Raw genomic sequence first — 17,202 nt, forward strand, 5'->3', positions numbered from 1 at the left:
TTGAGATCCCCATTGATCTCCACCAGATCCTGTTGGTAAGGTAATTGTATTCCCATTAGTAATACTTAGTTGATTTCCTGAAACGGATAAACTTTGTAATTCGTTGGTAGTATCTCCATCAGTTTCACTGGTTAAATAACCATTATTAGCAACATAACCATCTACTTGAGATTCAGAAAGTTGAGTATTTGTATCTGCATCAGTAAAAGTACCACCACCGTTAGATAAAGTAACAGTGTTTCCTGATTTTGAAATGGTTTGTATTTCATTAGTAGGTGAAGCATCACCATCACCAATATTAATAATATTGTTACTTGAATCAATTTGAATACCAGTGCCAGCTTGATAAACAGTACCAGCAGGAATAGTAATAGTATTACCATTAGAAATTGATAATTGGTCTCCACTTATAGAAATATTTTGAATTTCATTGGTTGTGCTACCATCAGTTTCTATATAAGAGGTTAGGTAACCAGCATCATTTGTAAGTTGACTTACATTTGTTGGTACATTTCCTGCAACTTCAGCAAATTTGGCAAGGGGAACATTTTTAAAATCTGTTGTTCCCATATCTGTGTACCCTGAATTATCAGGGTCTATTTCTACTTTCAATTGTGCAATAGACCAATTTATGGTATCAAAATTGCCACTTAAATTAGTACCCTCACCAATAGAAACAATAATAATTCCGTTTGAATCAGTTGTTGGATTATGAGTTTCTTCATATACACTTATACCGTTTTCTAAAATTGTAAATTGTATATCTATTGCTTTATTTTTAACAAGATCTCCGTTGTTTTTAATTACTGCTTTATAATTAAAACCCTTTATAGGGACACTAAAATTCGAATATTTGGGGTTTTCTTTACTAAAAATGTATTCTACATGAAAAATATTAAAAATTGCAAGTAAGATTATTAATAATCGAGTTTGTTTTACCATATTAAAGAGATATTAAAAGTTATTTTTAAGTGAAAGTAGAATAGTTAGTATGTTTGAAAAAACAAAACTAGGTGAACGGTAATTTTTTGTTGGTTAATAACCAAATTTCTTAGTAATCAATTTTTATGATTTTACTGTTTTATCATTAAAATAAATTTTTAAATAGTTGTATCTTTCAACTTTTATAAAGTTAATGAAAGCAATTTATCAAAAATATATACTCAATTTTAAACAGGCGAGTGGAACTTCAAGAGGAATATTACATACAAAAGAAACTTTTTTTTTAAAACTTGTTGACGGGAGTAAAATTGGAATTGGTGAATGTGCTGTTTTTAGAGGATTAAGTATTGACGATAGGCCTGATTACGAAGAAAAATTGCAATGGTTATGTGAAAATATTAATAAGGAAATTAACTATTTATTAAATAAACTTGTTGAATTTCCTTCCATACAATTTGGTTTAGAACAGTCGATATTATCGTTGCAAAGTGAAAATTCGTTTGAATTATTTCCTTCAAAATTTACACAATCTAAAGATGCCATAAATATTAATGGCTTAATTTGGATGGGAAGTGAAGCCTTTATGAAGCAACAAATTGCAGCTAAATTGAAAGCGGGTTTTTCAGTAATAAAAATGAAAATTGGAGCTATAGATTTTAAAACTGAAATAGCATTGTTAAAAAGTATTAGAAATGAGTTTTCTTCGGAAGAAATTGAATTAAGAGTTGATGCCAACGGTGCTTTTTCACCTTCAGAAGCATTAGAAAAGTTAAAGGTCTTATCTGATTTTGAAATTCATTCCATAGAACAACCAATAAAGCAAGGACAGAAAGATGAAATGGCTGATTTATGTTCTAAAACACCTATTCCAATAGCTTTAGATGAAGAATTAATTGGCGTTTTTGATGTAGCAAAAAAGAAAGAATTGCTGCACATAATAAATCCGCAATATATTATTTTAAAACCCAGTTTAGTAGGTGGTTTTAAAGGAAGTTTAGCATGGATTAATTTAGCTGCAAAACAACAAATTGGTTGGTGGGTTACATCAGCTTTAGAAAGTAATATTGGATTGAATGCAATTGCACAATGGACGTATTCGTTGAGCTCAAATATGCCACAAGGTTTAGGAACTGGAAGTTTATTCACCAATAATTTTGAAAGTCCGTTAGAGGTGAAAAATGGACATTTACATTACAATAATAATAAAAGTTGGAAGTTTAATTTACTATAATACAGTACGGCACAGAGCGTATTGAAGTGTATTTTACAGATTTTAAAATAAGGAATATGAAATTTATACAACAAGCATATAAAGGGCATAATGAATGGTGGGCATATTCGGTAACTATTATCATTTTATTTTTTGGGTGGCAATTTATTGGTGTAATTCCTTTAATTGGAGCTGCATACTATTATGCTGATGATACCAGTGAATTTATGACTTCAGCAAATGATAATTTTGCTACGTTAGGAATGGATGCTAATTTGTACCTGTTTCTTATAATTTTAACCTTCTTAGGAGGCTTGTTATCCTTGTTTTTAGGTATTAAATTTATTCATAAAAGAAAAATTGTAACGTTAATCACAAGTAGAAATAAAGTAGATTGGAATCGGGTTTTTTATGCATTTTCAATTTGGGCAATAATTGGAGTATTTATGATTGCCGTTGGATACTTAATATCTCCCGAAGATTATGTTTGGAACTTTAAACTAGTACCCTTTTTTATCTTAGTTGTTATTTCATTTCTATTTTTACCGATACAAACAAGTATGGAAGAATTGCTTTTTAGAGGTTATTTAATGCAAGGATTTGGAACGTGGTTTAAAAAATCGTTTGTGGCATTACTATTAACATCTGTTATTTTTGGTTTGTTACATGGATTAAATCCAGAAGTTGAAAAATTAGGATGGATTAGTATGGTGTATTATATTGGAACTGGTTTGGTTCTTGGAATTTTTACGTTAATGGATGAAGGGACTGAATTAGCATTAGGTTTTCACGCAGCCAATAACATTATTGCAGCTGTTTTAGTGACTACAAATTGGACCGTTTTTCAAACAGATGCATTATTAGTTGATATCTCAGAGCCATCAGTTGGGTGGGAAATGTTTGTACCTGTATTAATTTTATACCCACTAGTTTTGTTTATTTTTTCAAAGAAATATGGATGGACTAATTGGCAAGAAAAGCTAATGGGAACAATTTATAAACCTATTGAATTAAACGAAGACAAATTTATAGCTAATTAAAAAGTGAAAATTGAAACTCAATTTCATAAAGCATTTAAATTACAAGGAGAATCATTTAATTCTTCCGAAGAAATAATTGTATTTTCTAAAATAATATCTCTAGAAATGCATTCTTTTTTAAAACAATGGTTTAATACATCTTCTTTTATTGAGGTTAAAACTTCAGGTTCAACAGGAAAACCCAAGGTTATTCAACTTCAAAAAACACACATGAAAAATAGTGCAATAGCTACGGGGAATTTTTTCAGCCTTCCTGAGAATACAACTGCACTTTTATGTATGTCTCCCAATTATATTGCTGGAAAAATGATGTTGGTGAGAGCTTTAACCTTGGGCTGGCATTTAGAGGTTGTTGAGGCCACATCAAAGCCGTTAGAAAATACTTCAAAAGTATATGATTTTGCAGCAATGGTTCCGTTACAATTAACTTCTTCACTTTCTGAAATTTATAAAGTGAAGAAGTTAATTGTTGGTGGTGGTGGTGTTTCTAAAGAATTGTTGGGTAAAATTCAGAAAATTAGTACAGAAGTATTTGCAACATACGGAATGACAGAAACCATTACACATATTGCTGTAAAAAAACTAAATAATTTTGGTAACGTCATTGCGAGTGAAATGAAGCAATCTCATTATAAATTACTTCCAGATATTAAAATTTTTTTAGATAGCAGAGGTTGTTTAGTAATAGTTGCTCCAAAAATATCTTCAGAAAAAATAATTACAAATGATTTGGTTGAATTAATTTCTGAAACTGAATTTATGTGGTTAGGCAGATTTGATTCAATTATAAACTCAGGAGGTATAAAATTAATTCCTGAACAAATTGAAGAAAAATTAGCAACAATAATAAAACAACGATTTTTTGTTACAGGAATTCTAGATGAAGTTTTGGGAGAGAAGTTAATACTTATTGTTGAAGGGACTAAAGACAATTCTATTTTAACAAGCGTAAAAAAGCTTAAAATACTTTCTAAATTTGAAATTCCTAAAGAGATATTTTTTACAAATCAATTTATTGAAACTGAAACAAGAAAAATTAGCAGAAAAGAAACATTAAAAATAGTTATCTGAAATTTTGTAGGTTAAGTTGTATAAATTTTATTAGCATGTTCCATCGCAGTTTTAAAAGCATCAAAAATATTTCCTTTACCTATAATTGAAATAATTCCATGTTTCTCTAAATCTTTATGAACATTTTGTCTAACACCAGATATTACAATAGTAACTTTAGAAGTTTCTTTTAAGATTTTTAACACACCTAAAAAATTATGAATAGCAGTTGCATCTACAAAAGGTACATGTCGCATTCTAATAATTAAAACTTTACTTGTATACCCCAAATTTTTTATAACCTCTGCGTATTGCTTTGCTGAAGCAAAAAATAAAGGGCCGCTAATTTCATAAATAGAAAAATCTTTAGGTAAATTAGAATAATCTTCAAACAAGTCACTGTCAATATGTTCAGGTAAATCAGCCCCAATTTTAGACATTCGTCGCATAAATAATAAGGCGGATAAAACTACCCCAACTTCAATTGCTATTGTTAAATCTACTAATACTGTTAATAAAAAAGTACTGAATAATATAATGATATCAAAAGACGAACTGTGTAAAATTGATCGGAATGAACGCCATTCGCTCATATTATAAGCAACAATTATTAAAACTCCAGCTAAAACAGCCATTGGAATTAATTTTGCCCATTGCCCGAAAAATAACATTATTAGTAATAAAGTTAGTGCATGAACCATACCTGAAATAGGTGTTCTACCTCCATTTTTAACATTAGTTGCAGTTCTTGCTATAGCTCCTGTAGCAGGGATTCCTCCGAAAAAAGGGGTAACAATATTTGCAATTCCTTGTGCAATTAATTCAGTATTTGAACGATGATTTCCTCCAATCATACCATCAGAAACTACTGCCGAAAGTAAGGATTCAATACCTCCTAAAATAGCTATAGTTATTGCTGGAGCAAGATATAGTGAAAAATTTTCTAAATGAAATATAGGAATATTGAAATCAAATTTAGCTGGAATATCACCAAAATAGGATTCAATAGTGGTTATTGGAAGGTGTAATACTTGTACAATAATTGTAATAAAAATAATGGCAATAAATGAACCCGGAATTTTAGTTTTCAATTTTGTAAATACTAAAATAATAATGATTGTAACTATTGTAACTGCAAGAGCATAGTAATTTATGTGATTTAAATGTAAAATAAATAATTTCCATTTATCTATAAAACCTGAAGGAACTTTATCTATATCTAAACCTAAAGCATCTCTAATTTGCGTTGAAAAAATAACTAAGGCAATACCACTTGTAAATCCTACAACTAGTGAGTGTGGAAAGTATTTTAATAATGAACCTAATTTTAATAATCCAAAAATTATTAAAATTACACCAGCCATCACAGACGAAATAATAAGACCATCTATACCATATTCTTCAACAATTCCATATATAATTACAATAAAAGCACCTGTTGGGCCACCAATTTGAACTCGACTACCTCCAAATAAAGAGATTAAAAATCCTGCAATAATTGCTGTAATTAATCCTTTTTCTGGAGAGACTCCTGAAGCCACTGCAAATGCAATTGCAAGGGGTAATGCAACAATACCAACTACAATTCCAGAAAAAATATCTGAAGTAATTTGTTTTTTTGAGATTTTCCCTTTTAAAATACTGAAAAACTTAGGTTTAAATATTTTTTCCATTTAAATTATATAATATAAATTACAAAATTATTTTTTTATTCTAGGATTTTAGAAAGTATAAACTAAATTACTTAGTAGTTAATACAATTATTATAGTGTAAATTAACATGACATTTTAAAAAAGTAGAAGTACTTAGATAGGTATATAATCAATACCTTTTAAAGGTATTACTAAAAAATTTAATTAATGCTAATGTTTTTATAAGCATTAATTAGGTTAAAACTAAATAGGATTTTAAGGTTTCTTTTAATTCAAAATATGCTTAAATTAAATATTTTTTTCTGTTAAAAACATACAATCACATATCCATAGAATGATATACATTTTGTACATCATCATCTTCTTCTAATTTTTCTAATAATTTTTCAACATCTGCTTGTTGTTCTTCGCCTAGTTTTGTTGTATTAGTTGGGATTCTTTCAAAACCAGAAGAAAGAATTTCTAAATTATTTTCTTCTAAATATTTCTGAATAGCACCAAATTGTTCAAACGGTGCATAAATTAAAATTCCATCTTCATCTTCAAAAACTTCTTCTACATCAAATTCAATTAATTCAAGCTCAAATTCTTCTAAATCTATTTTTAAATCTTCCGTTTTTACTCTAAAATTACAAGTGTGGTCAAACATAAAAATTACAGATCCTGAAGTTCCAAAATTTCCATCACATTTGTTAAAAGCAGCTCTTACATTTGCAACAGTTCTATTATTATTATCGGTAGCCGTTTCTACAACTAATGCAATTCCATGAGGTGCATATCCTTCAAATAAAACTTCTTTATAATTAGCGGTGTCTTTCTCAGTTGCTTTTTTTATAGCGCGCTCAACATTGTCTTTCGGCATATTGGCAGCTTTGGCATTTTGAATTACAGCTCGTAAACGAGAATTTGTATCAGGGTTTGGGCCTCCTTCATTTACAGCCATTACAATGTCTTTACCAATTCTGGTAAATGTTTTTGCCATTGCAGACCAACGTTTCATTTTTCTAGCTTTTCTAAATTCAAAGGCTCTTCCCATAATTAAATATTATTTTTTGTGATGCAAATATAATTATTACTATATGTTTTTACAATTTATTTTATACTTGAATTATACCTAAATTAAATTGCTTTTCAATGGGAGCATGGTTTGCTGCTTCAATACCCATACTAATCCATTTTCGTGTATCTAACGGATTGATTATAGCGTCAGTCCAAATATGTGCTGCTGCGTAATAAGGGGATGTTTGTGCATCATAACGTTGTTGAATGGATTTTAATATTTCTTGTTCTTGTTCTTTTGAAATTTTTTCACCTTTCTTTTTTAATGAAGCAGTTTCAATTTGCAATAAAACCTTAGCAGCTTGTTCACCACCCATAACAGCCAAACGTGCCGATGGCCAAGCAACAATTAGTCTAGGGTCATAAGCTTTTCCACACATAGCGTAGTTTCCTGCTCCGTAAGAATTTCCAATTATAATTGTAAATTTTGGAACTACTGAATTACTTACAGCATTTACCATTTTTGCACCATCTTTTATAATTCCACCGTGTTCACTTTTACTTCCAACCATAAAACCAGTTACGTCTTGTAAAAAAACTAATGGAATTTTTTTCTGATTACAATTAGCAATAAATCGAGTTGCTTTATCAGCAGAATCGGAATAAATAACCCCGCCAAATTGCATTTCTTTTTTAGCGTTTTTTACTACTTTGCGTTGATTTGCTACAATACCAACTGCCCAACCATCTATTCGTGCGTAGCCACAGATAATGGTTTTTCCATAATCTTCTTTATATTCTTCAATTTTAGAATCATCTACAATACGTTTTATAATTTCGTGCATATCGTATTGTTCACTTCTTGAAGAGGGTAAGATTCCATAAATATCTTCAGGATTTTCAATGGGTTTTTTAGCTTTTATTTTGTTAAAACCAGCTTTGTTAAAATCACCAATTTTATCTATAATATTTTTTATTTTATCTAAAGCATCATAATCATCTTTAGCTTTATAATCTGTAACACCGCTAATTTCACAATGTGTTGTTGCTCCACCTAAAGTTTCATTATCAATACTTTCACCAATAGCAGCTTTTACTAAATAACTTCCAGCTAAAAAAATACTTCCAGTTTTATCAACAATCATAGCTTCATCACTCATAATTGGTAAATAAGCACCACCTGCAACACAACTTCCCATCACTGCAGAAATTTGGGTAATTCCCATACTGCTCATGATGGCATTATTTCTAAAAATCCGACCGAAATGCTCTTTATCGGGGAAAATTTCATCTTGCATTGGCAAATAAACACCTGCACTATCAACCAAGTAAATAATAGGAAGTTTGTTTTCAATTGAGATTTCTTGTGCTCTTAAATTCTTTTTTCCTGTAATTGGAAACCAAGCACCTGCTTTTACGGTAGCATCATTGGCAACAATTATACATTGTTTTCCTTTTATATATCCAATTTTAACAACAACGCCACCAGAAGGACAACCGCCGTGTTCTTTGTACATGCCTTCACCTGCAAATGCGCAAATTTCAATAGTTTCACTATTTTTATCGAGTAAATAAGAAATTCTTTCTCTTGCTGTAAGTTTACCTTTTGACTTATGTTTTTCTATATTTTTATCTCCGCCACCTTTATAAATCTTTAAAAGTTTTTTCTTAAGAGTTGCTAACTGAAGCTTATTAAAATCTTCATTTTTATTGAAGTTGATATCCATTTATTAAATATATTTAAGTAGTGCTAAAGTACAAAATGAATGTTAATTTATATTAAATAAATACCCTAACAATAGATACCTAGGTAATAATAAAATATTTTTAGTATATTTGCATACTAAAACTTAAAAAAATGAATAAAAGAGTAGTAACAATTGGAGGGAGTAATAGTAAAAAATCTATAAGTAAACAATTAGCTGAATACGCTGGGAGCTTGATTCACAATGTTGAAATAATTAATATAGATTTAAATGATTTTAGCTTGCCTGTTTTTTCAGTAGATATTGAGGAGGAAGATGGTATCCCTAAAGACGCCAATAAGTTAAATGCTATAATTGAAAGTGCAGATGGATTTGTAATTGCACTGGCGGAACATAATGGAGCATATTCTGTAGCATTTAAAAATGTTTTGGATTGGTTGTCAAGAATTGAAGGTAAGGTTTGGAGAGATAAGCCAATGTTATTGTTAGCAACTTCTCCTGGAGCAAGAGGAGGTCAAACAGTTTTAGATATTGCCTTAGGAAGGTTTCCTTATATGGGCGGAGAAAATGTAAGAAGTATGTCGTTTCCTTCATTTTTTGATAATTTCATTGAAGGAGAAATTGTAAATGAAGCATTAAAATTAAACCTGTTGAAACTTGTAGAAGATTATCAAAAAGAAATTTAGTAATGGCAGAATTTTCTAAAGAAATAAATTCTAAGTTTTCAAATGAGCATGTAAAGGCGTTATTAAATATAAAGTTTACAGCCAATTATTTAGATACTATTGGCGCTAAATTTTTAAAACCTTTTAGTATTTCAGAGCAACAATACAATATTCTTAGAATTTTAAGAGGAGCAAAAGAAGCTATTACTGTAAATACTGTGAAGAAAAAAATGGTTCAAAAATCGCCAAACTCTACACGTTTAATGGATAAATTGTGCGATAAAGGTTTAATAGAACGAATTAGGTGTGAAAATGATAGGCGTGTTGTTTATGTAAAAATTAATAAAAATGGATTGGATTTATTAGAAGAAATTAAAATGGAAGATTTCGATAATTACTTAGATTGTCTTTCAGAAAAAGAAGTTAAGGTTTTAAATAAATTACTAGATAAAATAAGGGAAAAGTGAAATACAAAATAGTTAAAGCAAATGAAAGAGGAACAGCTAATCACGGCTGGTTAAAAGCAAATTTTTCGTTTAGTTTTGCACATTATTACAATCCTAAAAATATTAATTTTGGTGTTTTAAGGGTTTTAAATGATGATGTTATAAAAGGAGGTATGGGTTTTGGAACGCATCCTCATGACAATATGGAAATTATTTCAATTCCATTAAAAGGAGCTTTAAAACATAGAGATTCTATGAGCAATGTTTGGATTCCTTTGCATACTGGAGAAGTACAAGTAATGTCTGCAGGTACTGGTATTCAACATTCCGAGATGAATAATCATTCAACGGAAGAAGTAAATTTATTTCAAATTTGGATTATGCCACAACGGCATAATGTTTCTCCAAGGTACGAGCAAAAAACTTTTGAAGTTGCTAATCGTTTAAATAAATTACAAACGTTGGTTTCTTCAAAAGAGAGTCCTATTAAAGGTTCTTTAACTATTCATCAAAATGCTAAAATTTCACGAATAGATTTAGATGAAAATAGGACTTTTAATTACAAGTTAAAAACTGAAACTAATGGCGTTTATGTGATGGTTATTGAAGGTAACCTTTCTATTAATAATAAAAAATTAGGAAAAAGAGATGCAATTGGAATAGAACAAACAAATCTTTTTAAAATTACTGCTAATAAAAAATCAGAGGTACTTTTTATAGAAGTTCCAATGAAATTTTAATTAGTTCTTATTCAAAATTTTCATCATTTCAATAGCGGCAACTTTAGCTTTTTCTTTAATGAAATCTCTTGGTGTTTCATCTCCAATTTCATAAGTAATAGCTGTAGCTTTAAAATATCTTAAAAACCAGCCTTTTGAAACAGGTTGTGTGCTATCTTCTCTAATTTCATTTGGTGTGTAATTTGGAAAAGTAGCATTAATTTTACTAAACCAATCATCATAAAAATTTGGAATGGTAGTACCTTCAATCGTGCTACTTGTGTAATATAAATCTTCTTGTGTTGAGTGAAAATCAATACCAAGAACAACTTTTCCATTAGATTTTTTTGAAGCCTTTACAATAGTTTTAGTTACTGCTTTAACTTCAGGTTGTCTATAATAAGCCCAATCTCTATTTAGATCAATTCCATTTGCATTATGCCTCCAATGACCAAGGTCAACACCATCTGGATTTACAATAGGAAATACTAAAATTCTATATCTATTGAAAAATATTTTAGACAATTCAGATTTTTTTAAGATGGTCTCTAAAAAACTTTGAAAAGCCATAAAACCTGTAACTTCTGGAGGATGTTGTCTAGAGAGTAAAACAATAATATCTTTACTTTTAGCATCACCAACATATAAATCTAGCATAGGTAAAGGTCTTCCTAAAACAGATTTACCAATAGTTTTGTAGTGCACTAAATTTGAATTTGAATCTATAATTTGAGAATACCAATTTTTGGTGTCTGTTGAAGTAATAATTTCTTGTGCAGCAACTGTTAAAGGTTCTTTTGAAAGATTAAGTTTAATAGTATAAATGGAATCAATTAGCATTCTGTTTTCTGAAGCTAATGGAGTCCATTCAGAATTATTAGTTTTAATTTTAGGAATATATCTATGTCCGTATTTTTGTGGGTATTTAAATTGGATGTAAGTAGTTTTGGGAGTTTCAGACCAAATTTTAAATGCATAATAAGCACTATTATTTATTGGAGCATTTTCAGGATAGATTGAAACTGAAATTAATGTATCATTTATTTTTTCAACATTATTTAAACGTGCAGCATCAAAATTATTAGATAACTTAACCCCTATTTTATTAAGATTAAAAACTCTTTTTTCTTGAACAAATATTTTTTTACTTTTTGTATCAAAAGGTTTCTCAACAATAACAGGCTTAACAATGCTACAGCTTGTTATAAGGAGACTTAAAATTAAGACAAAAAGTATTTTTAAATTTAATTTAGATATGTTCATTTTTTACGAGATATATGAAGTTAAAAGATATGCAATATTATTAAAATATATTTTAAAAAATGTCATCAACATAACTTATAAGTGATGTCATTTATAAAATTCATGATAAATAGTGTTTATAAATTGAAACTTTACTTTTTAAGATCTTTTAAAAGATATGTTTTATTGTTTTTGGTAGAAATTTACGATATTTGCCAACTACTTATTTCTTTTTAAAGTAATTAACACTAACAGATACACAAAATGAATAAAAATACAGTTTTAGCTTGGGCAACAGCAATTATGATAATAGTTGGATTAGCATTAATAGCTTTAGGGGCGTTTAGATATAATGAAGTTGCAGGTTGGGGGTTTGCTTCAGTTGGAATAGGATTTTTCGCAATAGCTTGGGTATTTAACGCTTTAAAGGGAAGAGTTTAAATCATTTTAATAAATTAATAATCAAATTTTACAATAATAACAATGGCTGACGATAAGAAAGTTATTTTTTCAATGTCTGGGGTAAGTAAAACATACCAAGGCGCAAATAAACAAATTTTAAAGAACATTTATTTAAGTTTCTTTTATGGTGCGAAAATTGGAATTTTAGGTTTAAATGGGTCTGGTAAATCAACCTTACTTAAAATTATTGCAGGACTTGAAAAAAATTACCAAGGTGATGTGGTTTTTGCTCCTGGATATTCTGTAGGATTTTTATCTCAAGAACCTCAATTAGATGACGCCAAAACTGTATTAGATATCGTAAAAGAAGGTGTTGCAGAAACTGTTGCAATTTTAGATGAATACAACAAAATAAATGACATGTTTGGCTTGGAAGAAGTATATTCTGATGCTGATAAAATGGAGAAGTTAATGGCACAACAAGCAGTACTTCAAGATAAAATTGATGCTGCAAATGCTTGGGAATTAGACACGAAACTTGAAATTGCTATGGATGCTTTACGTACTCCTGAGGGAGATACTCCAATTAAAAATCTTTCAGGTGGTGAACGTAGAAGAGTAGCACTTTGTAGGTTGTTATTACAAGAGCCAGATGTATTATTGTTAGATGAGCCAACTAACCATTTAGATGCTGAGTCTGTACATTGGTTAGAGCATCATTTGCAACAATATAACGGAACTGTGATTGCAGTAACACACGATAGATATTTTTTAGATAATGTTGCGGGCTGGATTTTAGAATTAGATAGAGGTGAAGGAATTCCTTGGAAAGGGAATTATTCTTCTTGGTTAGACCAAAAATCGAAACGATTAGCTCAAGAATCAAAAATAGCATCTAAACGTCAAAAAACATTAGAACGTGAGTTGGAATGGGTAAGAATGGCACCAAAAGGTCGTCATGCAAAATCTAAAGCACGTTTGGCGAATTACGATAAGTTAATGAACCAAGATCAGAATAAGTTGGATGAAAAATTGGAAATTTACATTCCAAATGGTCCTCGTTTAGGAACTAATGTAATTGAAGCTAATGGAGTTTCAAAAGCATTTGGAGATAAATTGTTGTATGAAGATTTAAAATTTAATTTACCACAAGCAGGAATAGTTGGGATTATTGGACCTAATGGAGCAGGTAAAACAACTATTTTTAGAATGATAATGGGTGAAGAAGCTCCAGATAAAGGCGAATTTAAAGTAGGAGATACAGCAAAAATAGCTTATGTAGATCAAAGCCATTCAAATATTGATCCCGAAAAAACTATTTGGCAAAATTTTGCTGATGAGCAAGAGTTGATATTAATGGGCGGAAAACAGGTGAATTCTAGAGCCTATTTAAGTCGTTTTAACTTTTCAGGAAGTGAACAAAATAAAAAAGTAAGTGCACTTTCAGGTGGAGAACGAAATAGGTTACATTTAGCAATGACTTTACGTGAAGAAGGAAATGTTTTATTACTTGATGAACCAACTAACGATTTAGATGTAAATACTTTAAGAGCTTTAGAAGAAGGTTTAGAAAATTTTGCTGGTTGTGCTGTGGTAATTAGTCACGACCGTTGGTTTTTAGATAGAATATGTACACATATTTTAGCTTTTGAAGGAAATTCAGAAGTCTATTTTTTTGAAGGCTCCTTCTCTGATTATGAAGAAAATAAAAAAATGAGACTTGGAGGCGATTTAATGCCAAAAAGAATTAAATATAAAAAACTAATTAGATAAAAAAAATAAAGTTGACTTTTCAGTCAACTTTTATTCTCCTTTGGGCATTCTTTATATATTCCTATATATTCTAAATCAATGTTTAGAAAAACAAATATACAAATTATTCAATAAAAGATTATTTAATCTTTTATTGACTTATCCACAAACAATCAACAAAATCAGTAAGCATGTGAAATAGCAATCCAATTGCTATTATTCGAGTTTTTGGAGGTAAAAGTAAAAAGCTGTATGCAACAATTGCGTAATAGGAGTGCAACGGGTGGTAATTTATACTGCATCTTGTAGCATCAAAAATAGGATTTGCAAATAAATGATCTACATCAACAAGCATTGTAAATATAAATATAAGCCATACTTTTCCCCAGTTATCTTTAAAAAATAAATAGGCAATTAAGCCTGTTACTAAAAAATGCATTCCATAGTGAGATATAAAACGAAGAATTTCCATTATTTAAAATTAATCGTTTGACTTTCTAAATAATTTAGGGCGTTTGGACCTTCCATAAACAATAAGTCTAAAATACTTAAGTTGGAAATAAACCCTTTATTTTGTTCAAAAACCTGAATATATCTATCCAAAATAAATTCTTCTTTGGTTTTTGCAGTTGCTAATTTTCTAGCATCAAAATATTGAATATCTTTTTGGTATTCAGAAGTTTTACTATATGAAATTTCAAGTTGTAATGCATCCATAATTAGTTCGTGACACTTTAAATTTAAATCTAATAAAAATGTAAATCTTTTTTCGAAAATGAGCTTTAATTCATCAATATAAAATTCAAAAAAAGGAGAAGAACTATATGCAGTTTGTAGTGTTTTAAGGTGTATTTTATGCCAATCGTCTTTATAATCAATTTTTACATCTCGGGTTTTTTGTTTGATGCCTTTGTTGTGTTGTATAGGAACATTTAGTAAATGTTTTCCATCTGCAGTATAAATATAGCAACGGTTTCTATATGTTTGTTTTTGAAAATTATCTTCAACTTCAAATACAAATTCTTTTGTATTTGCAATTGCAACATATTGACTAATGGGAGAAAAGTATGTTGGGTGTAATAAAACCATAATCAAAAGCTGAAATAAATTTTATTATTCAGCGTTTTTACGTTTTTTGTATGAACTGTATCCAAACCAAAGAGCAAGAGCACCTAGAAAATAGTATAAGTAAGAAACAGGTTTCCCACTACCATGGACTGTTGTAAAAACACGTTCCCATCTTATTTTATTTGCAATTCCTTGCGCATTACTATCCCAGCTAAACCAAATAAATACGGGTTTACCTACAACGTGATCAAATGGAACATATCCCCAAAAACGTGCGTCTTCAGAGTTATGCCTGTTATCACCCATCATCCAATAATAATTTTGTTTAAAGGTGTAAGTGGTAGCTAGTTTACCATTTATAAAAATTTCATCACCGTTAATAGTTAAATTATTGTTTTCGTATTCTTCAATAATTCGTTTGTAAAAAGGTAAAGATTTAGTGTTTAATTTAACTGTTTTTCCTTCTTCAGGAATATAAATTGGACCATAATTATCTACAGACCAGGCATATTGTGCATTATGAGGGAAAAAACTTGAATCGTAATTTCCTTTTGGTTCAATTTGCTTTGCTATACTTTTTACTAATGGATTATTTTTTAGTTTAGCTGCATTTTTATCAGTTAAATTTAACATATAATAATCTCCATAAAAATTACCTTCAGTTACATTGTATCTTTTTAAAGCTGTAGCACTTAATTGTTGTCCATTGGTCACAACTTTATGCATATATTGAGGTTTAGCTCTATCAGGTAGTTGCGTTTTTTTACCATTAATATAAATATAACCATCTTTAATTTCTAAAGAATCTCCAGGAATACCAACACAACGTTTTACGTAGTTAGATTTTTTGTCAATAGGTTTGTCTACATGAATTTTAGAGTGGTCTCTAAAAAATCGGACAGTATCAGCTGGCCAGTTAAAAACAACAATTTCATTTCGTTTAATGTCTTGAAAACCGGGAAGTCTAAAATAGGGAAGTTGAGGTATTTTAAAATATGATTTTGTTTTTATAAATGGAAGTGAATCGTGTACCATTGGTGCAGCTATAGTTGTCATAGGAGTTCTCGCTCCATAATGGAATTTACTAACAAACAGAAAATCACCAACTAATAATGATTTTTCTAAAGAAGAAGTTGGAATTGTATATGGTTGCATAAAATAAGTATGCACCAAAGTAGCTGCTACAATTGCAAAAACAATTGAACTTACCCATTCACCAAGTTCGGTTCTAGATTTTAAGTTTCTATCTTCAATATAATTTACATTTGTTAAATAATTTATATAGTAGGTATAAAAACCTAATGTTAGAACAGCTAAAAATGAATCAATTGTTGAGTTTTTCCCAAAACTTCTAATAGTTTCAATCCACACAACAGGAAACATTAACAGGTTTATAATTGGAATAAACAACAAAATAACCCACCAAGTTGGTCTATTTATTATTTTCATAAGTACAATAGCATTGTATATTGGAACGATTGCTTCCCAAGATTTTCTACCCGCTTTTACATATAATTTCCAAGTCCCAATAAAATGAATTACTTGAATTATTAGAAAAAATATAAACCATTGAATCATTGTCATAATTTGAAATTTTTAATATTATTTTAAACCTAAAACGTCTTTCATTGTATAAATCCCAGTTTTACCAACTAGCCATTCTGCTGCAATTACAGCTCCCAAAGCAAAACCATCTCTATTGTGAGCTGTATGCTTAATTTCAATAGTATCTACTTCAGAAGTATATTCAATAGCATGTGTTCCAGGAATATTAGGAATACGTTTTGCCACTATAGGTATTTCAGTTTCTTTATTTGTTACATTTAAAGCCCAATTACTTTTATTGGAATGCTTAATAATTGCTTCTGCTAAAGTTATTGCAGTACCGCTTGGCTCATCTAATTTTTTTGTGTGATGAATTTCTTCCATTGAAATTTGATACTGACTTAAGTTTTTCATTATTTTAGCCAAATATTCATTCAATTCAAAGAAAATATTAACGCCTAAACTAAAATTTGAGGCATAAATAAAACCACCATTTTTAATGTTACATAAAGCAGTTGCTTCATCATATTTATTTAACCAACCAGTGGTACCACTAACTACGGGCACATGATTGTTTAAACAGTTAGAAATATTATTAAAAGCTACTGAAGGAATGCTAAAATCAATAGCAATATCAGCTATTTTTATATCATAATTGGTAGTATGTTCATCAATTTTTAATACAATTTCATGACCTTTTTGTAAAGCAATTTGCTCAATTGTTTTACCCATTCTCCCATAACCTAATAGTGCTATTTTCATT

General features: G+C 29.5%; 17 protein-coding genes. 8 read left to right on the top strand and 9 right to left on the bottom strand.

Going from position 1 to position 17,202, the window contains the following annotated elements:
* Positions 1 to 942, bottom strand: a 942-nt coding sequence (locus QM495_RS11730) for a hypothetical protein (RefSeq protein WP_408672303.1), incomplete at its 3' end; no start/stop codon positions are given.
* A 193-nt stretch (positions 943 to 1,135) separates the two neighbouring features.
* Here QM495_RS11730 and QM495_RS11735 point away from each other — a divergent pair.
* From QM495_RS11735 to QM495_RS11745, 3 genes are read left to right on the top strand one after another with little or no spacing between them, the layout of a single operon-like run.
* A complete protein-coding gene (locus QM495_RS11735) occupies positions 1,136 to 2,173 on the top strand; it encodes an o-succinylbenzoate synthase (protein ID WP_408672304.1) in 1,038 nt (345 codons plus the stop codon).
* Between the two features lie 56 nt (positions 2,174 to 2,229).
* Positions 2,230 to 3,192 (top strand): lysostaphin resistance A-like protein, encoded by a 963-nt coding sequence (locus QM495_RS11740; RefSeq protein WP_408672305.1) that lies wholly within the window; start codon positions 2,230 to 2,232, stop codon positions 3,190 to 3,192.
* A gap of 3 nt (positions 3,193 to 3,195) precedes the next feature.
* On the top strand, positions 3,196 to 4,263 hold the full coding sequence (locus QM495_RS11745; protein WP_408672306.1) for an AMP-binding protein: 1,068 nt from the start codon (positions 3,196 to 3,198) through the stop codon (positions 4,261 to 4,263).
* 11 nt (positions 4,264 to 4,274) lie between these two features.
* Here QM495_RS11745 and QM495_RS11750 read toward each other — a convergent pair whose 3' ends face one another.
* The 3 genes from QM495_RS11750 to QM495_RS11760 form a co-directional block, all read right to left on the bottom strand.
* The gene (locus QM495_RS11750) at positions 4,275 to 5,915 is read right to left on the bottom strand and encodes a SulP family inorganic anion transporter (RefSeq protein WP_408672307.1); all 1,641 of its coding nucleotides are present in this window, start codon (positions 5,913 to 5,915) and stop codon (positions 4,275 to 4,277) included.
* 299 nt (positions 5,916 to 6,214) lie between these two features.
* On the bottom strand, positions 6,215 to 6,931 hold the full coding sequence (locus tag QM495_RS11755) for a YebC/PmpR family DNA-binding transcriptional regulator (protein ID WP_408672308.1): 717 nt from the start codon (positions 6,929 to 6,931) through the stop codon (positions 6,215 to 6,217).
* A gap of 61 nt (positions 6,932 to 6,992) precedes the next feature.
* Entirely contained in the window at positions 6,993 to 8,621 is a 1,629-nt protein-coding gene (locus QM495_RS11760) for an acyl-CoA carboxylase subunit beta (RefSeq protein ID WP_408672309.1), read from the bottom strand.
* Positions 8,622 to 8,752: 131 nt separating this feature from the next.
* Here QM495_RS11760 and QM495_RS11765 point away from each other — a divergent pair, with 131 nt between their 5' ends.
* The 3 genes from QM495_RS11765 to QM495_RS11775 are packed head-to-tail and all read left to right on the top strand — an operon-like array spanning position 8,753 to position 10,451.
* A complete protein-coding gene (locus QM495_RS11765; protein ID WP_408672310.1) occupies positions 8,753 to 9,286 on the top strand; it encodes an NADPH-dependent FMN reductase in 534 nt (177 codons plus the stop codon).
* Between the two features lie 2 nt (positions 9,287 to 9,288).
* On the top strand, positions 9,289 to 9,732 hold the full coding sequence (locus QM495_RS11770) for a MarR family winged helix-turn-helix transcriptional regulator (protein ID WP_408672311.1): 444 nt from the start codon (positions 9,289 to 9,291) through the stop codon (positions 9,730 to 9,732).
* Positions 9,729 to 10,451 carry a pirin family protein gene (locus tag QM495_RS11775; RefSeq protein WP_408672312.1) on the top strand — a complete coding sequence of 241 codons (723 nt, stop codon included), beginning with the start codon at positions 9,729 to 9,731 and terminating at the stop codon, positions 10,449 to 10,451. Before QM495_RS11770 ends, QM495_RS11775 begins: the two co-directional genes overlap by 4 nt.
* Here QM495_RS11775 and QM495_RS11780 read toward each other — a convergent pair whose 3' ends face one another.
* Complete coding sequence (locus QM495_RS11780; protein ID WP_408672313.1) at positions 10,452 to 11,693, bottom strand: M14 family metallopeptidase; 1,242 nt, start codon at positions 11,691 to 11,693, stop codon at positions 10,452 to 10,454.
* 243 nt (positions 11,694 to 11,936) lie between these two features.
* Here QM495_RS11780 and QM495_RS11785 point away from each other — a divergent pair, with 243 nt between their 5' ends.
* On the top strand, positions 11,937 to 12,113 hold the full coding sequence (locus tag QM495_RS11785) for a CAL67264 family membrane protein (protein WP_408672314.1): 177 nt from the start codon (positions 11,937 to 11,939) through the stop codon (positions 12,111 to 12,113).
* Between the two features lie 42 nt (positions 12,114 to 12,155).
* Positions 12,156 to 13,847 (top strand): energy-dependent translational throttle protein EttA, encoded by a 1,692-nt coding sequence (ettA, locus tag QM495_RS11790; protein WP_408672315.1) that lies wholly within the window; start codon positions 12,156 to 12,158, stop codon positions 13,845 to 13,847.
* Between the two features lie 130 nt (positions 13,848 to 13,977).
* Here the strand turns inward: ettA and QM495_RS11795 are convergent, their stop codons facing one another.
* From QM495_RS11795 to dapB, 4 genes are read right to left on the bottom strand one after another with little or no spacing between them, the layout of a single operon-like run.
* On the bottom strand, positions 13,978 to 14,298 hold the full coding sequence (locus tag QM495_RS11795) for a DUF6122 family protein (protein WP_408672316.1): 321 nt from the start codon (positions 14,296 to 14,298) through the stop codon (positions 13,978 to 13,980).
* The gene (locus QM495_RS11800) at positions 14,298 to 14,915 is read right to left on the bottom strand and encodes a WbqC family protein (RefSeq protein WP_408672317.1); all 618 of its coding nucleotides are present in this window, start codon (positions 14,913 to 14,915) and stop codon (positions 14,298 to 14,300) included. Before QM495_RS11800 ends, QM495_RS11795 begins: the two co-directional genes overlap by 1 nt.
* 24 nt (positions 14,916 to 14,939) lie before the next feature.
* Positions 14,940 to 16,478 (bottom strand): signal peptidase I, encoded by a 1,539-nt coding sequence (lepB, locus tag QM495_RS11805; protein WP_408672318.1) that lies wholly within the window; start codon positions 16,476 to 16,478, stop codon positions 14,940 to 14,942.
* 18 nt (positions 16,479 to 16,496) lie between these two features.
* Positions 16,497 to 17,201, bottom strand: a complete 705-nt coding sequence (dapB, locus tag QM495_RS11810; RefSeq protein WP_408672319.1) for a 4-hydroxy-tetrahydrodipicolinate reductase — start codon at positions 17,199 to 17,201, stop codon at positions 16,497 to 16,499.
* Position 17,202 lies beyond the last annotated feature (1 nt).

Origin of the sequence: Lutibacter sp., assembly GCF_046055765.1 — a bacterium.
Taxonomy (GTDB): Bacteria; Bacteroidota; Bacteroidia; order Flavobacteriales; family Flavobacteriaceae; genus Lutibacter.